This window comes from Brevundimonas sp. EU05-FHT14B11 (assembly GCF_058790835.1).
Map to the genome: position 1 here is coordinate 1 of NZ_JBYTCY010000004.1, position 16,105 is coordinate 16,105.

The following is a 16,105-nucleotide window of genomic DNA, read 5'->3' on the forward strand; positions in this document are numbered from 1 at the left end:
CATCGGCATCAACTTCCGCTAAAAACGGAAGCTGATCCGAAGCCTTCGGCCTCAAGCAGGCCGAAGGCCGGTAGGCCAAGACTACAGAGCCGCCGGTCCTCCAAAGAGGGCCGGCGGTTTTGCTTTGCGCGACATCCGCCGATGCAGCGCCTACGTATGAGGACCATCGTCGAACGAGGCTGTCCCATGCCGCGCCGTCTCCTCCTGATCCTCGCCATCCTCGCCGCCGCCGCCTGTTCGGGCGGCGACAGGGCCGAGGGCGGCGCTCCGCCCGCCGCGCAACAGGACAGCGGCCGCCGCGAGGTCGCGGTCTTCGCCGGCGGCTGCTTCTGGTCGACGGAATCCAATTTCGAGCACATGCCCGGCGTGGTGGCCGCGGTCTCCGGCTTCGCCGGCGGGCGAACCGCCAATCCGACCTATGATCAGGTCGTGCGCGGCGGCACGGGACATCTGGAAGCGGTCCAGGTCACCTTCGATCCCGCCCGGATCTCGTATCGCGCCCTAGTCGATCGCTTCTGGCGCACCATCGATCCGACCGATGCGGAGGGCCAGTTCTGCGACCGGGGCGCCAGCTACGGGACCGCCGTCTTCGCCACGACCGCCCAGCGTCCGACGGCGGAGGCTTCGCGCGCGGCCGCCGTCCGGATCATCGGCGCCGATCGGTTTGTGACACCCGTTCGCGCCGCCGCCCGGTTCTGGCCCGCCGGGGCCGAGCATCAGGATTTCGCCCGCCGCAATCCGGTTAGATACGGCGGCTACAGCCGATTCTGCGGCCGGCCCGAGCGGCTTCGTCAGGTCTGGGGCTGAAAAACCATCCACAGTTGTGCGTTGCAACATGGTGTGTCCCGACGGCCACCCCCGCCGACTGTCATGTCACTGTCACATCAATGTCGTCCCACTTTCCAACGGCGCGCCTAAGGGGGGCGTGATTTCGACCGGCCGCCGCCGGACGAGGGCGCTTCCGCCCAGCTCATCGGGGATAGATGACAATGACGAACCGCAAACGCGTGTTCTGGGCCACCACGGCCCTCTTCAGCGGCCTGCTTCTGGCCGGCGCCGCTTCGGCCCAATCGACCGGCTCCGCCGCGGTTGAAGAAACTGACCTGGGCGAGGTCGTCGTCACGGGTTCGCGCGGTCCGCGCAGCATCGACGGCGCGATCGTCGCCCAGCAGATCGGCAAGTCGCGCTCGACCGTGACCCAAGAGTACCTGGCCCGCCAGCAGCCCGGCCAGAACACCCTGCAGTCGCTGAACCTGCAGCCGGGTGTGAACTTCAATAACAATGACGCCTACGGCAACTCCGGCGGCGACCTGACCATCCGCGGCTTCGACGCCCAGCGCATCTCGATGAACCTCGACGGGATCCAGCTGAACGACACCGGCAACTACCAGATCTATCCGACCCAGCAGATCGAACCGGAACTGCTGGAGCGCGTCAGCGTCAACCAGGGCACGACCGACGTCGACAGCCCGACCGCGGCCGGCACCGGCGGCACCGTCAACCTGGTGACCCGTCGTCCGAGCAACGACTTCGGCATCATCGTCCAGCCGTCGATCGGCACCGACAACTACCAGCGCATCTTCGCGATGCTGGACACCGGCGCCATCGGCCCCTGGGGCACGACCGCCTGGCTGGCCCTGTCGGCCAACAGCTACGAGCAGTTCGACCGTGACGGCGTGACCAACCCGGGCGACCTGGAGCGCCAGGCCGTCAACGGCCGCATCTATCAGCCGCTCGGCGACAACGGCGACTTCGTGTCGGTGGCCTTCCGCTATCAGGAAGACCGCAACAACACCTACGGCCGCAAGAACGTCCGCAACTTCAACAACGGCGGCGTGCTTGAAGCCGGCAACACCCAGTCCTGCCAGCTTCTGGCTCCGGGCGCCGGCCGTCAGGACCACGGCACCGCCGCCCTGAACCCGGGCTGCGGCAGCTTCTACGGCACCTTCTTCAACCCGACCGACAGCTTCAACGTCCGCGGCCAGTCGCGCTTCACCCTGACCGACAAGCTGACCCTGACGGTTGACCCGCAGTTCTCCTACACCCTGGCGAACGGCGGCGGCATTCAGGCGATCGAGGAAACCGATCAGCGCCTGCAGGGCCTGATCTACAACCCCGCCACGGCCGCGACCCGCGTCGCCAACGGCGTCGATCTCAACGGCGACGGCGACATCCTCGACCGGATCCGCCTGTACTCGCCGTCGAACACCCGCACCAACCGCACCAGCGTCAACGGCTCGCTGATCTATGATCTGAACGAAGATCACCGCTTCCGCGTGTCGTACACCCACGACTTCGGTGTGCACCGTCAGACCGGCGAATACAGCCGCGTCGACCTGGGCGGCCTGCCCGCCGACTGGTTCGGCGGCGTCATGAACAACGGCCAGCAGATTCTGACGCGCGACGGCAACGTCTTCCAGAAGCGCAACCGTCGTTCGACCGCCGAACTGAACCAGGTTTCGCTGCAGTACGTCGGTGACTACTTCGACAACGCCCTGACCCTCGATCTCGGCGTGCGGATGCCCTTCTTCAAGCGCAACCTGCAGAACTTCTGCTACCAGCTCGACACCTTCGACGCCTACTGCTCGGCCCAGGCCCCGCGCACTTCGGCGGGCGTGCTGATCACCCCGACCCCTGGCGCCCCGGTCGCCTTCGAGCGCAAGTACGACGACGTCCTGCCGAACGTGAACGTCACCTGGCGCTTCGCCGAGAACCAGCAGCTCTTCGCCTCGTACTCGAAGAACCTGTCGGCTCCGCGTACCGATGACCTGTACGACCGGATCCCGGCCAACCCGGAACCGGAAACCACCAACAACTACGACATCGGCTACCGCTACCAGTCCAGCCGCCTGATCGCCTCGGTCTCGGCCTACTACTCGGCCTTCCAGAACTACATCGTTCGCGCCTACGAAGAAGTTCGCGACGACGACGGCAACCTGCTGGACACCATCGCCTACACCACCAACGCCGGTGATGTGGACCGCTGGGGCGTCGACGGCCAGATCGGCTACTTCGTCAACGACAACCTCTCGCTCTACGCCACGGCCTCGTACTTGGGCAGCGAGATCAAGGAAGACATCCCCGGCACCACCGCCGGCAGCACCTTCGCCACCAAGGGCAATGAGCTGTTCGAAGTGCCGGAATGGCAGTACGGCCTGCGCGCCCAGTACGAAGTCGGCGCGCTGACCCTGGGTGTCCAGGGCAAGTACGTCGGCGAACGCTGGACCACCCTGGTCAGCCAGGGGCCGGGCTCGAACGACTACACCAAGGACTACACCCTGGTGGACGTCGATCTGCGCTACGACCTCGACTTCATCCGTCCAGGCACCTACCTGCAGATCAACGCCCTGAACGTGTTCGACGAACTGTACCTGTCGGATATCGCGACCTCGACGGCTCCGTCGGGCTCGGGCCAGACGGCCAACCTGGGCGCTCCGCGCTCGGTCGTCGCCACCCTGCGCGTCGCCTTCTAAGGCTCACGCGGTTCAGACTGAATGGAGGGCGGTCCGGAAACGGGCCGCCCTTTCTTCTTGCGCGCCGCCTCGCATCGCCTGGGCCTGCACGTCACCCGCGACGGCCGGAACGTTGAAGTCGGGGCCGCGCATGTCTATCTGGCGCGGCTGGCCTGCTTCGCCGCGCACAAGGATCGCTTCCGCCCATGACCACGCCCGTCCCCGCCGAATGGTCGCCGCACCGCGCGATGTGGGTCGGCTGGCCCAGCCATGGCGAGCTGTGGGAGGACAACCTCGAACCGGCGCAGGCCGAGGTCGAGGCCTTGGTGCGCGCCCTGGCCGGTCCGGGGCGTGAACACGTCAAGCTGCTGGTCGGCAAGGCCGAGGCGCTGGACGACGCCCGCGCCCGCTTCGCCGGCGTGGACGGGGTCGAGGTCATCGACGGTCGCTTCGGCGACATCTGGCTGCGCGACACCGGCCCGATCTTCGGCGCCGGCTCGGCCCGCGCCGCCGCCTTCCGCTTCAACGGCTGGGGCGGCAAGTACGAACTCGAGCACGACGACACCGTCGCGACCCAGATCGGCGCGGCCTCCGGCGTGCCGCTCGATCGCAACGACTTCATCCTCGAGGGCGGGGCGCTGGACCACGACGGGCAGGGGACCATCCTGACCACCCGCCAGTGCCTGCTGAACCCCAACCGCAACCCCGGCTGGACCGAGGCGAAGGCCGAGGCCGCCCTGACCGGGGCGCTGGCCGCCCGCAAGGTGCTGTGGCTGGGCGACGGCCTGCTGAACGACCACACCGACGGCCACGTCGACAACCTGGCCCGTTTCGTCGCGCCGGGCGTGGTGGCCTGCCCGATCGCCTGGGGCCGGAACGACCCGAACGACGACGTCTATGACGCGGTGGCCAAGGCCCTGTCGGAGATGACGGATGCGGCCGGCGGGCCGATCACGGTCCTGCGCCTGCCGTCGCCCGGCCTGGTGCTGGACGAGGACGAGAAGCCGATTCCCGCCAGCCACATGAATTTCCTGATCGCCAACGGCGCGGTGATCGTCCCGACCTACGGCGACGACCGGGCGGCCGACCTGGCCTGCCAGGGCCTGAAGACCGTCTATCCGGACCGCGAGATCATCCCGCTGCCGTCGCTCGCCATCCTGAGCGGCGGGGGATCCTTCCACTGCATCAGCCAGCAGGAGCCTGCGTAATGAGCCGCACGATCAGCGTCGCCGCCATCCAGACCGCCTATGGCGAGGACATGCAGGCGAACATCGACAAGACGGTCGGCTTCATCCGCGAGGCCGCGGCCCGGGGCGCGCAGGTGATCCTGCCGTCCGAGCTGTTCCAGGGGCCGTATTTCTGCGTCTCGCAGGAGGAGAAGTGGTTCGGCACGGCCTGGCCGTGGCGTGAACACCCCGCCGTCGTCCAACTGCAGCCGCTGGCCAGGGAACTGGGCGTGGTCATTCCCGTCTCGATCTTCGAGCGCGAGGGGCCGCACTATTTCAACTCGCTGGTGATGATCGACGCCGACGGGACCCTGATGGGCGTCTATCGCAAGAGCCACATCCCCGACGGCCCCGGTTATCAGGAAAAGTACTACTTCCGGCCCGGCGACACCGGCTTCAAGGTCTGGGACACCAAGTTCGGCCGCATCGGTGTCGGCATCTGCTGGGACCAGTGGTACCCGGAGACCGCCCGCGCGATGATGCTGCAGGGCGCTGAGATCCTGATGTATCCGACCGCCATCGGCACCGAGCCGCATGACGACACCCTGGACACCGCCGCGCCGTGGCGCCGGGCCATGCAGGGCCATGCCGTGTCAAACGTCGTGCCGGTCGTCGGCGCCAACCGCATCGGTCATGAGCAGGTGACGGAGGCGGGCCAGACCTTCTACGGCCACTCCTTCATCGCCGACCATCGCGGTGATCTGGTCGAAAGCCTGGAGCGGGAGGAGGGCGTGCTGGTGCACACCTTCGACCTCGACTTCCTGGATCGCCACCGCGCGGCCTGGGGCTTCTTCCGCGACCGCCGCACCGACCTTTACGGCGTCATCAGCGGCCCGCGCCCCGCCTAGGAGCCGGCCGGCCTGAGCGCCCGGCGCTCTGCGGCGCACGACGGGTTGGTCAGGCCTTCCGCCCGGGCGGCGGCCACCTCGGCGCGCGCGGCCTCAAGATCGGCGGCGAAGTCCGGCGCGGCGGCGGCGCGGGCGTAGAGCGTCCGGCCGATGCTCGCGCCGTCCCGCACGTCGCTCGGCCAGTTCATGCGGCAGACGATGCGGCTGAAGCCGATCTCGGCCCCCTCTCGGCGCGCGGCCTCGGCCCGGTCGGGCGCGAGGTCGGCGAACATTTCGCCATAGGTGGCGCCCGCGACCGCGCCGTTGGCGGGCCAGGACGGGCTGTCGCGCATGGTGTCGGTGACGCGCTGGCAGGGCTGAAGGGTCGGGTCGACGGCGATGGGACGGGCGCGCGCGTGCCCGGCGGCCAGGCGGCGGGTCAGGCTGTCGGCGTCGACCAGAAGACGATTCATCAGCCGGGTCAGGGCCGGGCGGGGCGCGCCGGCCAGGCGGGTCCCCAAGGCGCAGTCGAAATGCTGGGCGGCTTCGGGCGGACGCAACTCCGCCTGGGCTGTGGCCATCCACCAGCGGTCGGACCCGGGCGCGGCGCCCGGCGTCTCGTCACCGGTCCAGGTCAGGGTCGTGAGCGATGGGGCGAAGGCGCCGGACAGGGCGTCGAGGGCGCCGGCGTCCAGATAGCCGGACACGGGCAGGGCCGCCGGGCCGCTCCCGCCGCTCGTGGCGCAGGCCCCCGGCAGCAGGATCAGGGCCGCGACGGCGGCCGTACGGATCAGTGGCCGCCGGTCCACGACAGCTGGACGTCGTTGGGGGCGCCGTCGACCGGGGTCACGACCACGGTCAGCAGGCGGGTTCCGCCGTCGCCGGCCGAATAGGCCCGCGCCTCGCCCCGGTTCAGGCTGTTGATCGGCTTCAGGCCCGCGGCTTCGGCGCGCTGGCGATAGAAGGCGACGACCTCGTCCGGCGTGGCGTCGGTGGTGAAATCAAGCATGCCGCCGGGGCCCGCAGGCCCTTGGGCCGAGATGGCCGCAGACTTGGGCTGGCCGCCCGGGTAGATGACCGCGAACGCGGGAGCGTCAGGCGCGGCGGGCTCGGCGGTTGTCGCAGGGGGCGCAACGGCGGGGCCGGCCGCCGTCGTGGCCTCGGTGGCGCCGTCCGTCGGCGTCGCCTCGACGGCCGCGTCATCCTTTTTCGCGTTGCTGTCGCAACCGGTCATGACGATGGCCGCCGTGATCGTGGCGGCCCAAAGCATGCGCTTCATCCCGTATCCGTCCTTGAGACTGCGTTGTTGGCTTCACCGTGGCCCAACCATGCGGCGGCGGCAAGGCGGCAAGAGGCCGGTTCGGCGACCGAGCGCCGGAGTGTGTCAGCCCGTCGCCGCGTCGGCCTCTCCCCGCCCGCCCTCGGCGGGATCGCCCGCCGGCCCTTTCAGATCCTTGCCCGTGTTCTTCACCGCATTGGGTTCCACGCCCGACGGAGACTGGGGATCGGCGGAGGCCATGCCCTCGCTGGCCAGGGTCTCGTTGATCAGGTCCTGGTCGGGGTCGTCGTCCGAACCCGTGGCGGCCCCGCCCTGCAGGGAGCCGGCGCGCGTGTCCGATCCCATGTCCGAACCCGACAGGGCCTCGGTCAGGGCGTCCGGCGTGCGCCCCAGGTCCGGCTTTTCACCCATGTCGTCGGCTTCGCGGGCGTCTTCGGTCTGCTGTTGCTGCTCGGTCATGGAAAACTCCTTCCCGAACATAGCGGTCGGGGGCGGGCGAGGTTCCGAAGCGGGGGCGGCCCATAAAAATATATCTTACGACTATTGCGTAGCACTTTTTAAGATATATCTTTGCCGCATGAAAACGAAAGGACACATGATGTTTGGATTTCACGAAGACGAAAGCGGCCACCACGGCCGCCACCACGACCGCCATCGCGGTCATGACCGGGAATGGGGCCACGGCGCTCATTGCGGCGCGGATCGGGGCGACGGCGAAGGCCGCGGCTTCGGTCGGGGCATGTTCGGCCGGGGTGGACCCGGCGGGCGCCATGGCATGGGCGGCCAAGGTATGGGAGGAAGGGGCGGCGGCCGGGGCCGGCGCATGTTCGGTCCGGGCGATCTGAGGCTGGTGCTGCTGGCCCTCATCGAGCAGGAGCCCCGCCACGGCTACGACCTGATCAAGGCCATCGAGACCGCCTTCGGCGGCGGCTACGCCCCCTCGCCGGGCGTGGTCTACCCTAACCTCTCGCTGCTCTCGGACGAGGGCCTGATCGCCGGCGTCGAAGCCGGCGGCAAGCAGGTCTTCTCGGTGACGGAGGCCGGCCAGGCCTGGCTGGACGCGAACCGCACGGCCGTCGACGGCGTCATGCAGCGCATGGTGCTGGCGGCCCGGATGGTCTCGGGCGAACAGGCTCCGGAAGTCGTGCGCGAGGCCCTGCACACCCTGCGTCAGGCCATCGTCACCAAGCCCGGCGACTGGAGCGATCCGGAAACCGCGCGGGTGGTGGAAAGCCTGATGAAGGCGGTGCGGGAGATCAGCGGGCAGTAAGAGACGCAAGCTGAAGCGAAGGGGCCGCGAGTGATTGTGGCCCCTTTATCGTGCGCTATTGGCGAGGCGCAGACCCGGTGTAGGGTCGGCGAATGAGACCTCTGTTCGCCATTTCGCTAATGACGCTGTCTCTCGGCGCCTGCGCGTCCATCTCGCCCGCCGAGGGGCTAGAGCGCATCGTCTATGATCCTCAGCCGCCGCCGTTCTGTGGTGCGTGCGAGACGCGCACGGTCACGGTGACCGCCGACGATACGGTCTGGATCGAGGACGGTCATTGGGCCGGAGACTATTCAAACTGGACTGTCCGGCGGCGCCGGTTGGTGGGCGAAGCTGGGACCTATATCCGTCTCCGGGACGCGCTCGTCCCCTATCGCCCCGAGACCGAACAGCTGTCGTCGTCCTTCGCGGGCGAGGAGTGCGAGAACTACCTCACCGACAACGGCGGTGCGGTCATCACCTGGAGCGGCGCGTTCGGGGCCATTCGCCGGGGCCTGGATTACGGCTGCCTGGACGACAAGGTGATGAACGATGCGATCATGACCGCCGTCGCCCAAGTGCCGGTCGGCCGCTGACGGCAGACATGAAAAAGGGGCCGGATCGCTCCGGCCCCTCTCATGGGTTCGACCCAAGCGGTCTTACTTCCCGAACAGCTTGTTCCAGCGGCGCTTGTCGCGGTTCTTCCAGGTCCCGCGGTGATAGGCGTCCGAGCCGATCAGCGGCACGACGGTGGTGGCTTCGGCGAAGACCATCTGCTCGTGCGTGGTCTGCACCTTGCCCCACGAGGCGGCTTCCTTGAGCGTCGAGGACGAGCAGGCGCCGTCGCGGACGTCGGCGACCGTGATCTGGACCGCATAGCGGTGCATCTCGGCCTCGATGCCGAGGATCTCGGCGCAGACGACCGTGTCCTGGGCGAAGTTCTTGGGCACCCCGCCGCCGACCATGAACAGGCCGGTGACGCCCGCGGCGATCTTGATGTCGGTCAGTTCGCGGAAGTCCGCCACCGCGTCGATCATCAGATAGGGCTTGCCCTCGGCGATCCGCTCCTTCTGGTGCTTGACCAGGCCGAAGCCGGCCGAGGAGTCCACGAAGGCCGGGCAGAAGATCGGCACGCCCTCTTCATAGGCGGTCTGGATCAGCGAGCCGGGCTTCTTGGCGTTGCCTTCCGACAGCCACTTGCCCATTTCCCAGATGAACTCGCGCGAGGAATAGCCGCGCGGCTCCAGACGGTTGCAGATCTCCAGGATGGTGTGGTCACACGCCTGAAGCTCTTCCTCGTCGATGTAGGTGTCGTAGATCCGGTCGATGTAGTTGTCGCGCAGGACGTTGTCGTCCACCTCGCCGGCGGCCTGGTAGTGCTTGAAGCCCAGGGCCTCGAAGAAATCCATGTCGACGATCGAGGCGCCGGTGGCGACCACGGCGTCGATCATGCCGAACTTCACCATGTCGCGGTACACGTGCATGCAGCCGCCGGCCGAGGTCGAGCCGGCCAGGATCAGCCACGGCGAGCAGTCCTTGTCCTCGATGGCCATGTTGAAGATGTCGGCGGCGCGGGCGGTGTCGCGCGACGAGAACGACATCTTGCGCATGCTGTCGATGATCGGACGGGCGTCGAACGAGGTGATGTCGACGTGCTCGACCGTGTTCTGGAGCAGTTGGGCTTTTTGGTTCGATTGAACGGGAGCGTTCATTGCAAGGGTTTCCCTTTGATTTGAGCGCCCGTCGTCAAAAGAGAACAGCGGCCCGGACGGAGCGACGGGCCGCTGCTTGTTACAACGCAAAAGCGACGGTTTAGCGCCGTTGCTTCTTCCGCTGGCCCGCCTTGCCCTTCGGGCGCGACAGGCGGACGATCTTGCGGGCCTGCTCTTCCGCCGAGGTGCGCACGGTCGGGATGGAGCGCGGCGCCAGGCCGTAGAGCGAGGCCATCGGGGCGTCCTCGACCGCGGCGATGTCATGCTCGCCATAGCCATTGAAGCCGGTCGTCATGGCGACGCCATAGGCGCCGAGCATGCCGATCTCGATGAAATCGCCTTCCTGCACATCGGCCGGCAGCCAGAACGGGCCCGGCATGTGGTCGATGGAATCGCAGGTCGGGCCGTAGAAGCGGAAGGGCTTCAGGTCAGACGAGGCGTCTCCGTCCCGGACCAGCTTGGTCGGGAAGGGCCAGCGCGAGTGGGTGGCGTCGAACAGCGAGCCGTACGACCCGTCGTTCAGATACAGGGCGTCGCCCTTGCGCAGGTCCACGCGGCACAGGACCGACGAGGATTCGGCGACCAGCGACCGGCCCGGCTCGCACCACAGCTCGGTCGTTTCCGACACGGGCATCTCGCGGAAGCCGCGGTGGATGGCGTCGGCGTATTCGCTCATGTCCGGCGGGACCATGCCCGGATAGACCGAGGGGAAGCCGCCGCCGACATCGACGATGTCCACGAATACGCCGGCGCGGCTGATGGCGCGGCCGACCTGGGCCATGGCGGCCTCATAGGCGGACGGGCGCATGCATTGCGATCCGACGTGGAAGCAGACGCCCATCAGGCCGTCCTTCACCGCCTGGCGGGTGGCCAGCAGCAGGGACGGGGCCTGGTCCGGCGAGACGCCGAACTTGCCCGACAGGGAATAGGCCGCGCCGTCCGCCGAGACCGCCATGCGAACCAGCAGGTTCAGGTCGGTCGCGCCGCCGGTGGATTCGATGATCTTCTGCAGCTCGTCATGGCTGTCGAGCGAGAAGGTGCGGACGCCGTGGTCGAAATAGGCCTTGGTGATCGCGCCGCGGCTCTTGACCGGGTGCATGAAGGCCAGGCGTGCGTCGACGCTCACCGAGCGAACCAGCTCGATCTCGCCGATGGAAGCCACGTCGAAGGCGGTGACGCCCGACTCGATCAGGGTCTCGATGACCCAGCGCGAAGGGTTCGCCTTCACCGCATAGAAGACGTCAGCGTTCAGATTGTCCTGGAACCAGCGCGCCGCTACGGAAACCGAACGCGGTCGCACGAGGGCGACGGGACGTTCAGGGGACCGCTCGCGGACCAGGTCCAGGGGAAATGGATACGTGCGCAATTCACGTAAACCCCTGTAATTGTTAAACCCAGACCGGCGTTAGCAGCGCAACGTTAGACCTACGGGGTCCGCCGGAAGGCGCGATATGAGGTCATACGACTGTCATGTAAAGAGGTTTTTTCTAGGCGGGCGTTGATCTTGCTCGGGATTTGTCCGCGTGCGGAACGAGCTTGGCCGCCCGGCATGACTCAGCCGTAACTTGCCGCGCCGCGGAGCGCTGATACCGTCCCCTCCGCATATCATTCGGGGGACTGTTCCATGCGCCGCGCCGCTCTTCTCGCCGCCGTCTTTCTCGCCGTCACGCCGTGGCAGGCCTTCGCCCAGGTTCCGGCCTCCGAACTGGCCCGCAGCGTCGACATCCCCTTCGAAGAGTTCACCCTCGACAACGGCCTGAGGGTCGTCGTCCACACCGACCGCAAGGCGCCGGTTGTGGCCATCCACGCCTGGTACAACGTCGGCTCCAAGGACGAGCCGGCGGGCCAGACCGGCTATGCCCACCTGTTCGAGCACATCGGCCTGTTCAATCCGACCGAGAACGTGCCCGGGGGCCTGATGGAGCCCCTGCGGGCCATGGGCGCCACAGACTGGAACGGCACCACCTGGTTCGACCGCACCAACTTCTTCCAGACCGTGCCGACCTCGGCGGTGGACCAGGCGCTCTACATGGAGAGCGACCGGATGGGGCATCTGCTGGGCGCGCTCAGCCAGGAGCGGCTCGATAACCAGCGCGGCGTGGTCCAGAACGAGAAGCGCCAGGGCGACAACCAGCCCTACGGCCTCGTTTATTACACGGTGCTGGAGACCCTCTTCCCCGAGGGGCACCCCTATCGCCACTCGACCATCGGCTCGATGGCCGACCTGGACGCCGCCAGCCTGGAAGACCTGCGCCAGTGGCACCGCGACAACTACGGCCCCAACAACGCCGTCCTGGTGCTGGCGGGCGACATCGACACGGCGACCGCGCGGCCGCTGGTCGAGAAATACTTCGGCCACATCCCCCGCGGCGCGGTGAACGAACCGGCCCAGGCCGACATCCCCACCCTGGCGGCGCGCGTCGACAAGGTGCTGCACGACCGCGTGCCCAACACCCAGCTGTCGCGCAACTGGGTGGTCCCCGGCCTGGTGTCCGACGAGGCGGCGGCCCTGGACATCGCCGCCAGCGTGTTCGGCGGCCTGGCCAGCTCGCGCCTGGACAACGCCCTGGTGCGCGGCGACGAGACGGCGACCTCGGTCAGCGCCTCCTATCAGCCGTTCCAGCGGCTGGGCATGATCGACATCGATGTGAACGTGAAGGCGGGCGGCGACGCGGACGCCGTCTCGGCGCGGCTGGACCAGCTGCTGGCCGACTATATCGCCAGCGGCCCGACCCAGGCCGAGGTCGAGCGCGCCGTGACCCGCCGCATCGCCGGGGTGCTGCAGGCGCTTGAGCCGACCGGCGGTTTCGGCGGCAAGGCGGTGACCCTGGCCGAAGGCGAGCTCTACGCCAATGATCCCGGCTTCTACCGTCGTCAGCTGGCCGCCTACGGCGCGGTGACGCCCGCCTCGGTCAAGGCGGCCATGCAGCGCTGGCTGACCCGTCCGGTGCTGGCCGTCCGCGTCGAGCCGGGCGAGCGCGAAGCCTATGCCGAGGCCGCCGACAACCGTCCGGCCCCGGCGCCCGCCGCCCCTCTGACGATCACCCCGCGCGCGCCCATGCCGCCTGTCGGCGAGATGCGCCCGCTGGTCTTCCCGGCCACCGAACGCCTGCGCCTGTCGAACGGGATGGAGGTCGTCTACGCCCGCTCGACCACGGTGCCGATCACCCGCGTGGCGGTTGAGTTCAACGCCGGCCTGGCCGCCGATCCGGCCGATGAACTGGGCGCCCAGACCCTGATGCTGGGCCTGCTGAAGGAAGCCGCCGGCGACCGTGACGCCGCCCAGATCGCCGAGCGCGAGGAACAGCTGGGCGCCAGCATCAGCGCCGGCGCGTCGATGGACCGCACGGTCATCAGCCTGATGTCGCCGACCGCCAATCTGGACCCGGCCCTGGCCCTGATGGGCGACATCATCCGCCGTCCGGCCTTCCGCCCGGGCGATATCGAGCGCCGCCGGACCCAGCAACTGGCCCAGATCGCCCAGGAGCGCAGCTCGCCCAACGGCATGGCCGGGCGCGCCTGGCCCGCCCTGGTCTTCGGCGCCGACCATCCCTACGGCCGCCCGATGACCGGCCTCGGCTCGCCCGAGAGCGTCGGCGCGATCAGCCGCGAGGATCTGCAGGCCTTCCATGCCCGCTGGATCCGCCCCGACCTGGCCCAGATCTTCGTCGTTTCCGACAAGCCCCTGTCGGAGGTCGCCGCCCTTCTGGAAGCCCATCTCGGTCAGTGGGCGCCGCCGGCTTCGGCCCGCGGCGAGAAGAATTTCGCCGCCGCCGTCCCGACGGCCCAGCCGCGCATCATCCTGGTCGACCGGCCCCAGTCGCCCCAGTCGATCATCCTCGGCGCCATGGTCCTGCCGACGACCGGCCACCAGGACCGGGTGGTCTTCACCGCCGCCAACGAGGCGATCGGCAGCGGCTTCCTGTCGCGCATCAACCAGGACATCCGCGAGACGCGCGGGTGGTCCTACGGCCTGGGCGGCTCCGCCGCCGGGCTGGAACAGCAGGTGCCCTACATCATCTCCGCCCCCGTCCAGTCGAACCGCACGGGCGAGTCGGTGCAGGTCCTGATCGATCAGTACCGCGCCTTCCTGTCCGACCGGGGCGTCACCGCCGCCGAGCGCGAGCGGATCGTCAACGCCAACGTCCGCCAGATCCCGGGCCAGTTCGAGACCTCGGCGGCCCTGCTGGGCGCCCTGCGCTCGAACGCCCTCTACGGCCGTCCTGACGACTACTGGACCACCCTGGCGCCTCGCTATCAGGGGCTGGACCAGGCCGCGCTGGACGCCGAGGCCCGCCGCCTTCTGGGGGAAGCGCCCTTCGTCTGGGTGGTCGTGGGCGATGCGGCGACCGTCCGGCCCCAACTGGAGGCCCTCGGCCTGCCGGTCGAGGTGCGGACGGCGCAGTAGGGCAGGGCGTGCCCGCGGCGCCGTTCCGCTGGACGAAATCGTCGCGGACGTGCCATTAAGACTTGCCTCGCGGGCCCTGTCGGGCCATGCGGCGCGCCCTTGCAACCGCAAATTCGCGTGCTCATGACCTCAGCTCCCGCCGCTGTCGCGTCCGTCAAGGACGTGTCCAAAACCTTCGGCGCCCGGAAGGCGTTGAACGGCGTCTCCGTCGAGGTCGGCGCCGGCGAGATGGTCGCCCTGATCGGCCCGTCCGGCTCCGGCAAGTCGACCCTGCTGCGCTCGATCACCGGCCTGCAGTCGATCGACGGCGGTAAGGGCACCATCACCGTCTTCGGCGAGGTGGTTCAGAAGAACGGCCGCGTGACCGGTCAGGTCCGCGCCGCGCGCCAGAAGCTGGGCATGATCTTCCAGCAGTTCAATCTGGTCGGCCGCCTGTCGCTGTTCTCCAACGTCATGCTGGGCGCGCTCGGCCGCGTTCCGGGCTGGCGCGGCCTGTTCGGCGCCTGGCCGGGCGCGGACAAGGAACTCGCCATGGCCGCCCTGCACCGCGTCGGCGTGTCCGACTATGCGGCCCAGCGCGCCAACACCCTGTCCGGCGGGCAGCAGCAGCGCGGCGCCATCGCCCGCGCCATCGTGCAGGGCGCGAAGGCCATCCTGGCCGACGAACCCGTCGCCTCGCTGGATCCCGTCTCCGCCCGCAAGGTCATGGAGCTGCTGGTCGAGCTGAACCAGCGCGACGGCATGGGCGTCATCGTCACCCTGCACCAGGTCGACTACGCCATCCGCTATTGCGACCGCGTCATCGCCCTGCAGGGCGGCAAGATCGTCTACGACGGCCCGTCGACCGGTCTGGACACGGCCCGCCTGATCGAAATCTACGGCCCGGAGTTCGAGGACGCCTTCTGGGAAACCAAGGCATGATCCTTTCCGGCTGGGCTCGCCGTTCCGGGATCGGCGCTCTCGCCGTCGCCGCGCTGGGCCTGACCGGCGTGGCTCTGGCCGGCTGCGGCGAGCGGAACGGCGCGTCCGGCAAGCCGGCCGAGACCGTGACCTTCTCCATCCTCTCCGCCCAGGGCCAGGCGTCCGCCGGCCCCCTGTGGCAGCCTCTGCTGGACGACATGTCCAAGGCCGTCGGCGCGCCGGTGAAGCCGCAGTTCGCCTCGACCTACGCCGCCCTGGTCGAGGACATGAAGCGGGGCGAGGTCCAGGCCGGCTGGTTCTCGGCCCAGCCCGCGATCGACGCCATCGATGACGCGAACGCCGAACTGATCGCGCGCACCGTCAACCAGCAGGGCCAGGACAACTATCGCGCCACCCTGATCGTCAAGACGGGTTCGGGCATCACCCTGGACGGCGTCATGGCCTGCGGGCGGCGCTACAGCTTCGGCATCGGCGACGCCCAGTCGACCTCGGGCACCCTGGCCCCGCTGACCTATCTGTTCACGCCGCGCGGCATCGATCCGGAGCGCTGCTTCAGCAGCGTCCGCTCGGCCAACCATGAGCGCAACGCCTTCGAGGTCGCCTCCGGCGTGCTGGACGTGGCGACCTCCAACACCGTCAGCGGCGCGGCCCTGCAGGGCCAGAACCCGACCCTCGCCGAGCAGATCCAGGTCATCTGGCAGTCGCCGCCGATCCCCGAGGGCGGGATTGTGGTGCGCGAGGACCTGGACCCGGCGCTGAAGGAAAAAATCCGCAGCTTCTTCCTGACCTACGGCCAGGGCGCCGGGGTCGAGGCCGAGCGCCAGCGCCGCGTGCTGGCCGGACTGCGCTATTCACGCTTCAACGCCGCTGACGACGACTATCTGGACCCCGTGCGGGAAATGATGGCCGACCAGCGGCTGATCGCCGCCCGCGCCGAGCGCAACGCCGCCGGCGTCGCCGAGGCCGAGCAGGAACTGCAACGCCTGCGGGCGAAACGCGAGGTTCAGCCGTGAACCCCCTCAAGACCACAACCG

General features: G+C 68.6%; 15 protein-coding genes. 10 read left to right on the forward strand and 5 right to left on the reverse strand.

The window, feature by feature from the left end:
• The first annotated feature begins 186 nt into the window (after positions 1-186).
• The 5 genes from msrA (at position 187) to aguB (ending at position 5,526) form a co-directional block, all read left to right on the forward strand.
• Positions 187-807 (forward strand): peptide-methionine (S)-S-oxide reductase MsrA, encoded by a 621-nt coding sequence (gene msrA / locus AC3WRV_RS16500; RefSeq protein ID WP_291838853.1) that lies wholly within the window; start codon positions 187-189, stop codon positions 805-807.
• 182 nt (positions 808-989) lie between these two features.
• The gene (locus AC3WRV_RS16505; protein WP_291838851.1) at positions 990-3,473 is read left to right on the forward strand and encodes a TonB-dependent receptor; all 2,484 of its coding nucleotides are present in this window, start codon (positions 990-992) and stop codon (positions 3,471-3,473) included.
• Positions 3,474-3,530: 57 nt separating this feature from the next.
• Positions 3,531-3,662 carry a hypothetical protein gene (locus AC3WRV_RS16510; RefSeq protein WP_492314099.1) on the forward strand — a complete coding sequence of 44 codons (132 nt, stop codon included), beginning with the start codon at positions 3,531-3,533 and terminating at the stop codon, positions 3,660-3,662.
• Positions 3,659-4,660 (forward strand): agmatine deiminase family protein, encoded by a 1,002-nt coding sequence (locus AC3WRV_RS16515; protein ID WP_492314100.1) that lies wholly within the window; start codon positions 3,659-3,661, stop codon positions 4,658-4,660. The genes AC3WRV_RS16510 and AC3WRV_RS16515 overlap by 4 nt, the downstream gene beginning before the upstream one ends.
• On the forward strand, positions 4,660-5,526 hold the full coding sequence (gene aguB, locus AC3WRV_RS16520; protein WP_291838845.1) for an N-carbamoylputrescine amidase: 867 nt from the start codon (positions 4,660-4,662) through the stop codon (positions 5,524-5,526). The genes AC3WRV_RS16515 and aguB overlap by 1 nt, the downstream gene beginning before the upstream one ends.
• Here aguB and AC3WRV_RS16525 read toward each other — a convergent pair.
• The 3 genes from AC3WRV_RS16525 to AC3WRV_RS16535 all read right to left on the reverse strand — a co-directional run bounded on the left by AC3WRV_RS16525 (position 5,523) and on the right by AC3WRV_RS16535 (position 7,243).
• Positions 5,523-6,314, reverse strand: coding sequence for a phosphatase PAP2 family protein (locus AC3WRV_RS16525; RefSeq protein WP_492314101.1), 792 nt, complete (start codon positions 6,312-6,314; stop codon positions 5,523-5,525). The two genes, aguB and AC3WRV_RS16525, sit on opposite strands and share 4 nt — an antisense overlap.
• A complete protein-coding gene (locus AC3WRV_RS16530; protein ID WP_492314102.1) occupies positions 6,296-6,784 on the reverse strand; it encodes a hypothetical protein in 489 nt (162 codons plus the stop codon). Before AC3WRV_RS16530 ends, AC3WRV_RS16525 begins: the two co-directional genes overlap by 19 nt.
• 105 nt (positions 6,785-6,889) lie before the next feature.
• Positions 6,890-7,243, reverse strand: a complete 354-nt coding sequence (locus tag AC3WRV_RS16535; protein WP_291838838.1) for a ribonuclease — start codon at positions 7,241-7,243, stop codon at positions 6,890-6,892.
• A gap of 364 nt (positions 7,244-7,607) precedes the next feature.
• Between AC3WRV_RS16535 and AC3WRV_RS16540 the strand changes: the two genes are divergently transcribed.
• Positions 7,608-8,054, forward strand: a complete 447-nt coding sequence (locus AC3WRV_RS16540) for a PadR family transcriptional regulator (protein ID WP_492314103.1) — start codon at positions 7,608-7,610, stop codon at positions 8,052-8,054.
• A gap of 92 nt (positions 8,055-8,146) precedes the next feature.
• A complete protein-coding gene (locus AC3WRV_RS16545; RefSeq protein ID WP_492314104.1) occupies positions 8,147-8,626 on the forward strand; it encodes a hypothetical protein in 480 nt (159 codons plus the stop codon).
• A 63-nt stretch (positions 8,627-8,689) separates the two neighbouring features.
• Here AC3WRV_RS16545 and AC3WRV_RS16550 read toward each other — a convergent pair whose 3' ends face one another.
• Both AC3WRV_RS16550 and AC3WRV_RS16555 read right to left on the reverse strand, forming a co-directional pair.
• Complete coding sequence (locus AC3WRV_RS16550) at positions 8,690-9,742, reverse strand: 1,9-bis(guanidino)-5-aza-nonane synthase (protein ID WP_492314105.1); 1,053 nt, start codon at positions 9,740-9,742, stop codon at positions 8,690-8,692.
• Positions 9,743-9,842: 100 nt separating this feature from the next.
• The gene (locus AC3WRV_RS16555; protein WP_492314106.1) at positions 9,843-11,108 is read right to left on the reverse strand and encodes a type III PLP-dependent enzyme; all 1,266 of its coding nucleotides are present in this window, start codon (positions 11,106-11,108) and stop codon (positions 9,843-9,845) included.
• Between the two features lie 258 nt (positions 11,109-11,366).
• On the opposite strand from AC3WRV_RS16555, the gene AC3WRV_RS16560 reads away from it, so the two are divergent.
• The 3 genes from AC3WRV_RS16560 (at position 11,367) to phnD (ending at position 16,084) form a co-directional block, all read left to right on the forward strand.
• Positions 11,367-14,150, forward strand: a complete 2,784-nt coding sequence (locus tag AC3WRV_RS16560; protein ID WP_492314107.1) for a M16 family metallopeptidase — start codon at positions 11,367-11,369, stop codon at positions 14,148-14,150.
• Positions 14,151-14,273: 123 nt separating this feature from the next.
• Positions 14,274-15,071, forward strand: a complete 798-nt coding sequence (phnC, locus tag AC3WRV_RS16565; protein WP_291834622.1) for a phosphonate ABC transporter ATP-binding protein — start codon at positions 14,274-14,276, stop codon at positions 15,069-15,071.
• Positions 15,068-16,084, forward strand: a complete 1,017-nt coding sequence (gene phnD, locus AC3WRV_RS16570; RefSeq protein ID WP_492314108.1) for a phosphate/phosphite/phosphonate ABC transporter substrate-binding protein — start codon at positions 15,068-15,070, stop codon at positions 16,082-16,084. Before phnC ends, phnD begins: the two co-directional genes overlap by 4 nt.
• The last annotated feature ends 21 nt before the right edge of the window (positions 16,085-16,105 follow it).

Coding starts and splice junctions, on each gene's coding strand:
- msrA (WP_291838853.1), top strand. CDS start 187: ATGCCGCGCCGTCTCCTCCTGATCCTCGCCATCCTCGCCGCCGCCGCC.
- AC3WRV_RS16505 (WP_291838851.1), top strand. CDS start 990: ATGACGAACCGCAAACGCGTGTTCTGGGCCACCACGGCCCTCTTCAGC.
- AC3WRV_RS16515 (WP_492314100.1), top strand. CDS start 3,659: ATGACCACGCCCGTCCCCGCCGAATGGTCGCCGCACCGCGCGATGTGG.
- aguB (WP_291838845.1), top strand. CDS start 4,660: ATGAGCCGCACGATCAGCGTCGCCGCCATCCAGACCGCCTATGGCGAG.
- AC3WRV_RS16530 (WP_492314102.1), bottom strand. CDS start 6,784: ATGAAGCGCATGCTTTGGGCCGCCACGATCACGGCGGCCATCGTCATG.
- AC3WRV_RS16535 (WP_291838838.1), bottom strand. CDS start 7,243: ATGACCGAGCAGCAACAGCAGACCGAAGACGCCCGCGAAGCCGACGAC.
- AC3WRV_RS16540 (WP_492314103.1), top strand. CDS start 7,608: ATGTTCGGTCCGGGCGATCTGAGGCTGGTGCTGCTGGCCCTCATCGAG.
- AC3WRV_RS16545 (WP_492314104.1), top strand. CDS start 8,147: ATGAGACCTCTGTTCGCCATTTCGCTAATGACGCTGTCTCTCGGCGCC.
- AC3WRV_RS16550 (WP_492314105.1), bottom strand. CDS start 9,742: ATGAACGCTCCCGTTCAATCGAACCAAAAAGCCCAACTGCTCCAGAAC.
- AC3WRV_RS16560 (WP_492314107.1), top strand. CDS start 11,367: ATGCGCCGCGCCGCTCTTCTCGCCGCCGTCTTTCTCGCCGTCACGCCG.
- phnC (WP_291834622.1), top strand. CDS start 14,274: ATGACCTCAGCTCCCGCCGCTGTCGCGTCCGTCAAGGACGTGTCCAAA.
- phnD (WP_492314108.1), top strand. CDS start 15,068: ATGATCCTTTCCGGCTGGGCTCGCCGTTCCGGGATCGGCGCTCTCGCC.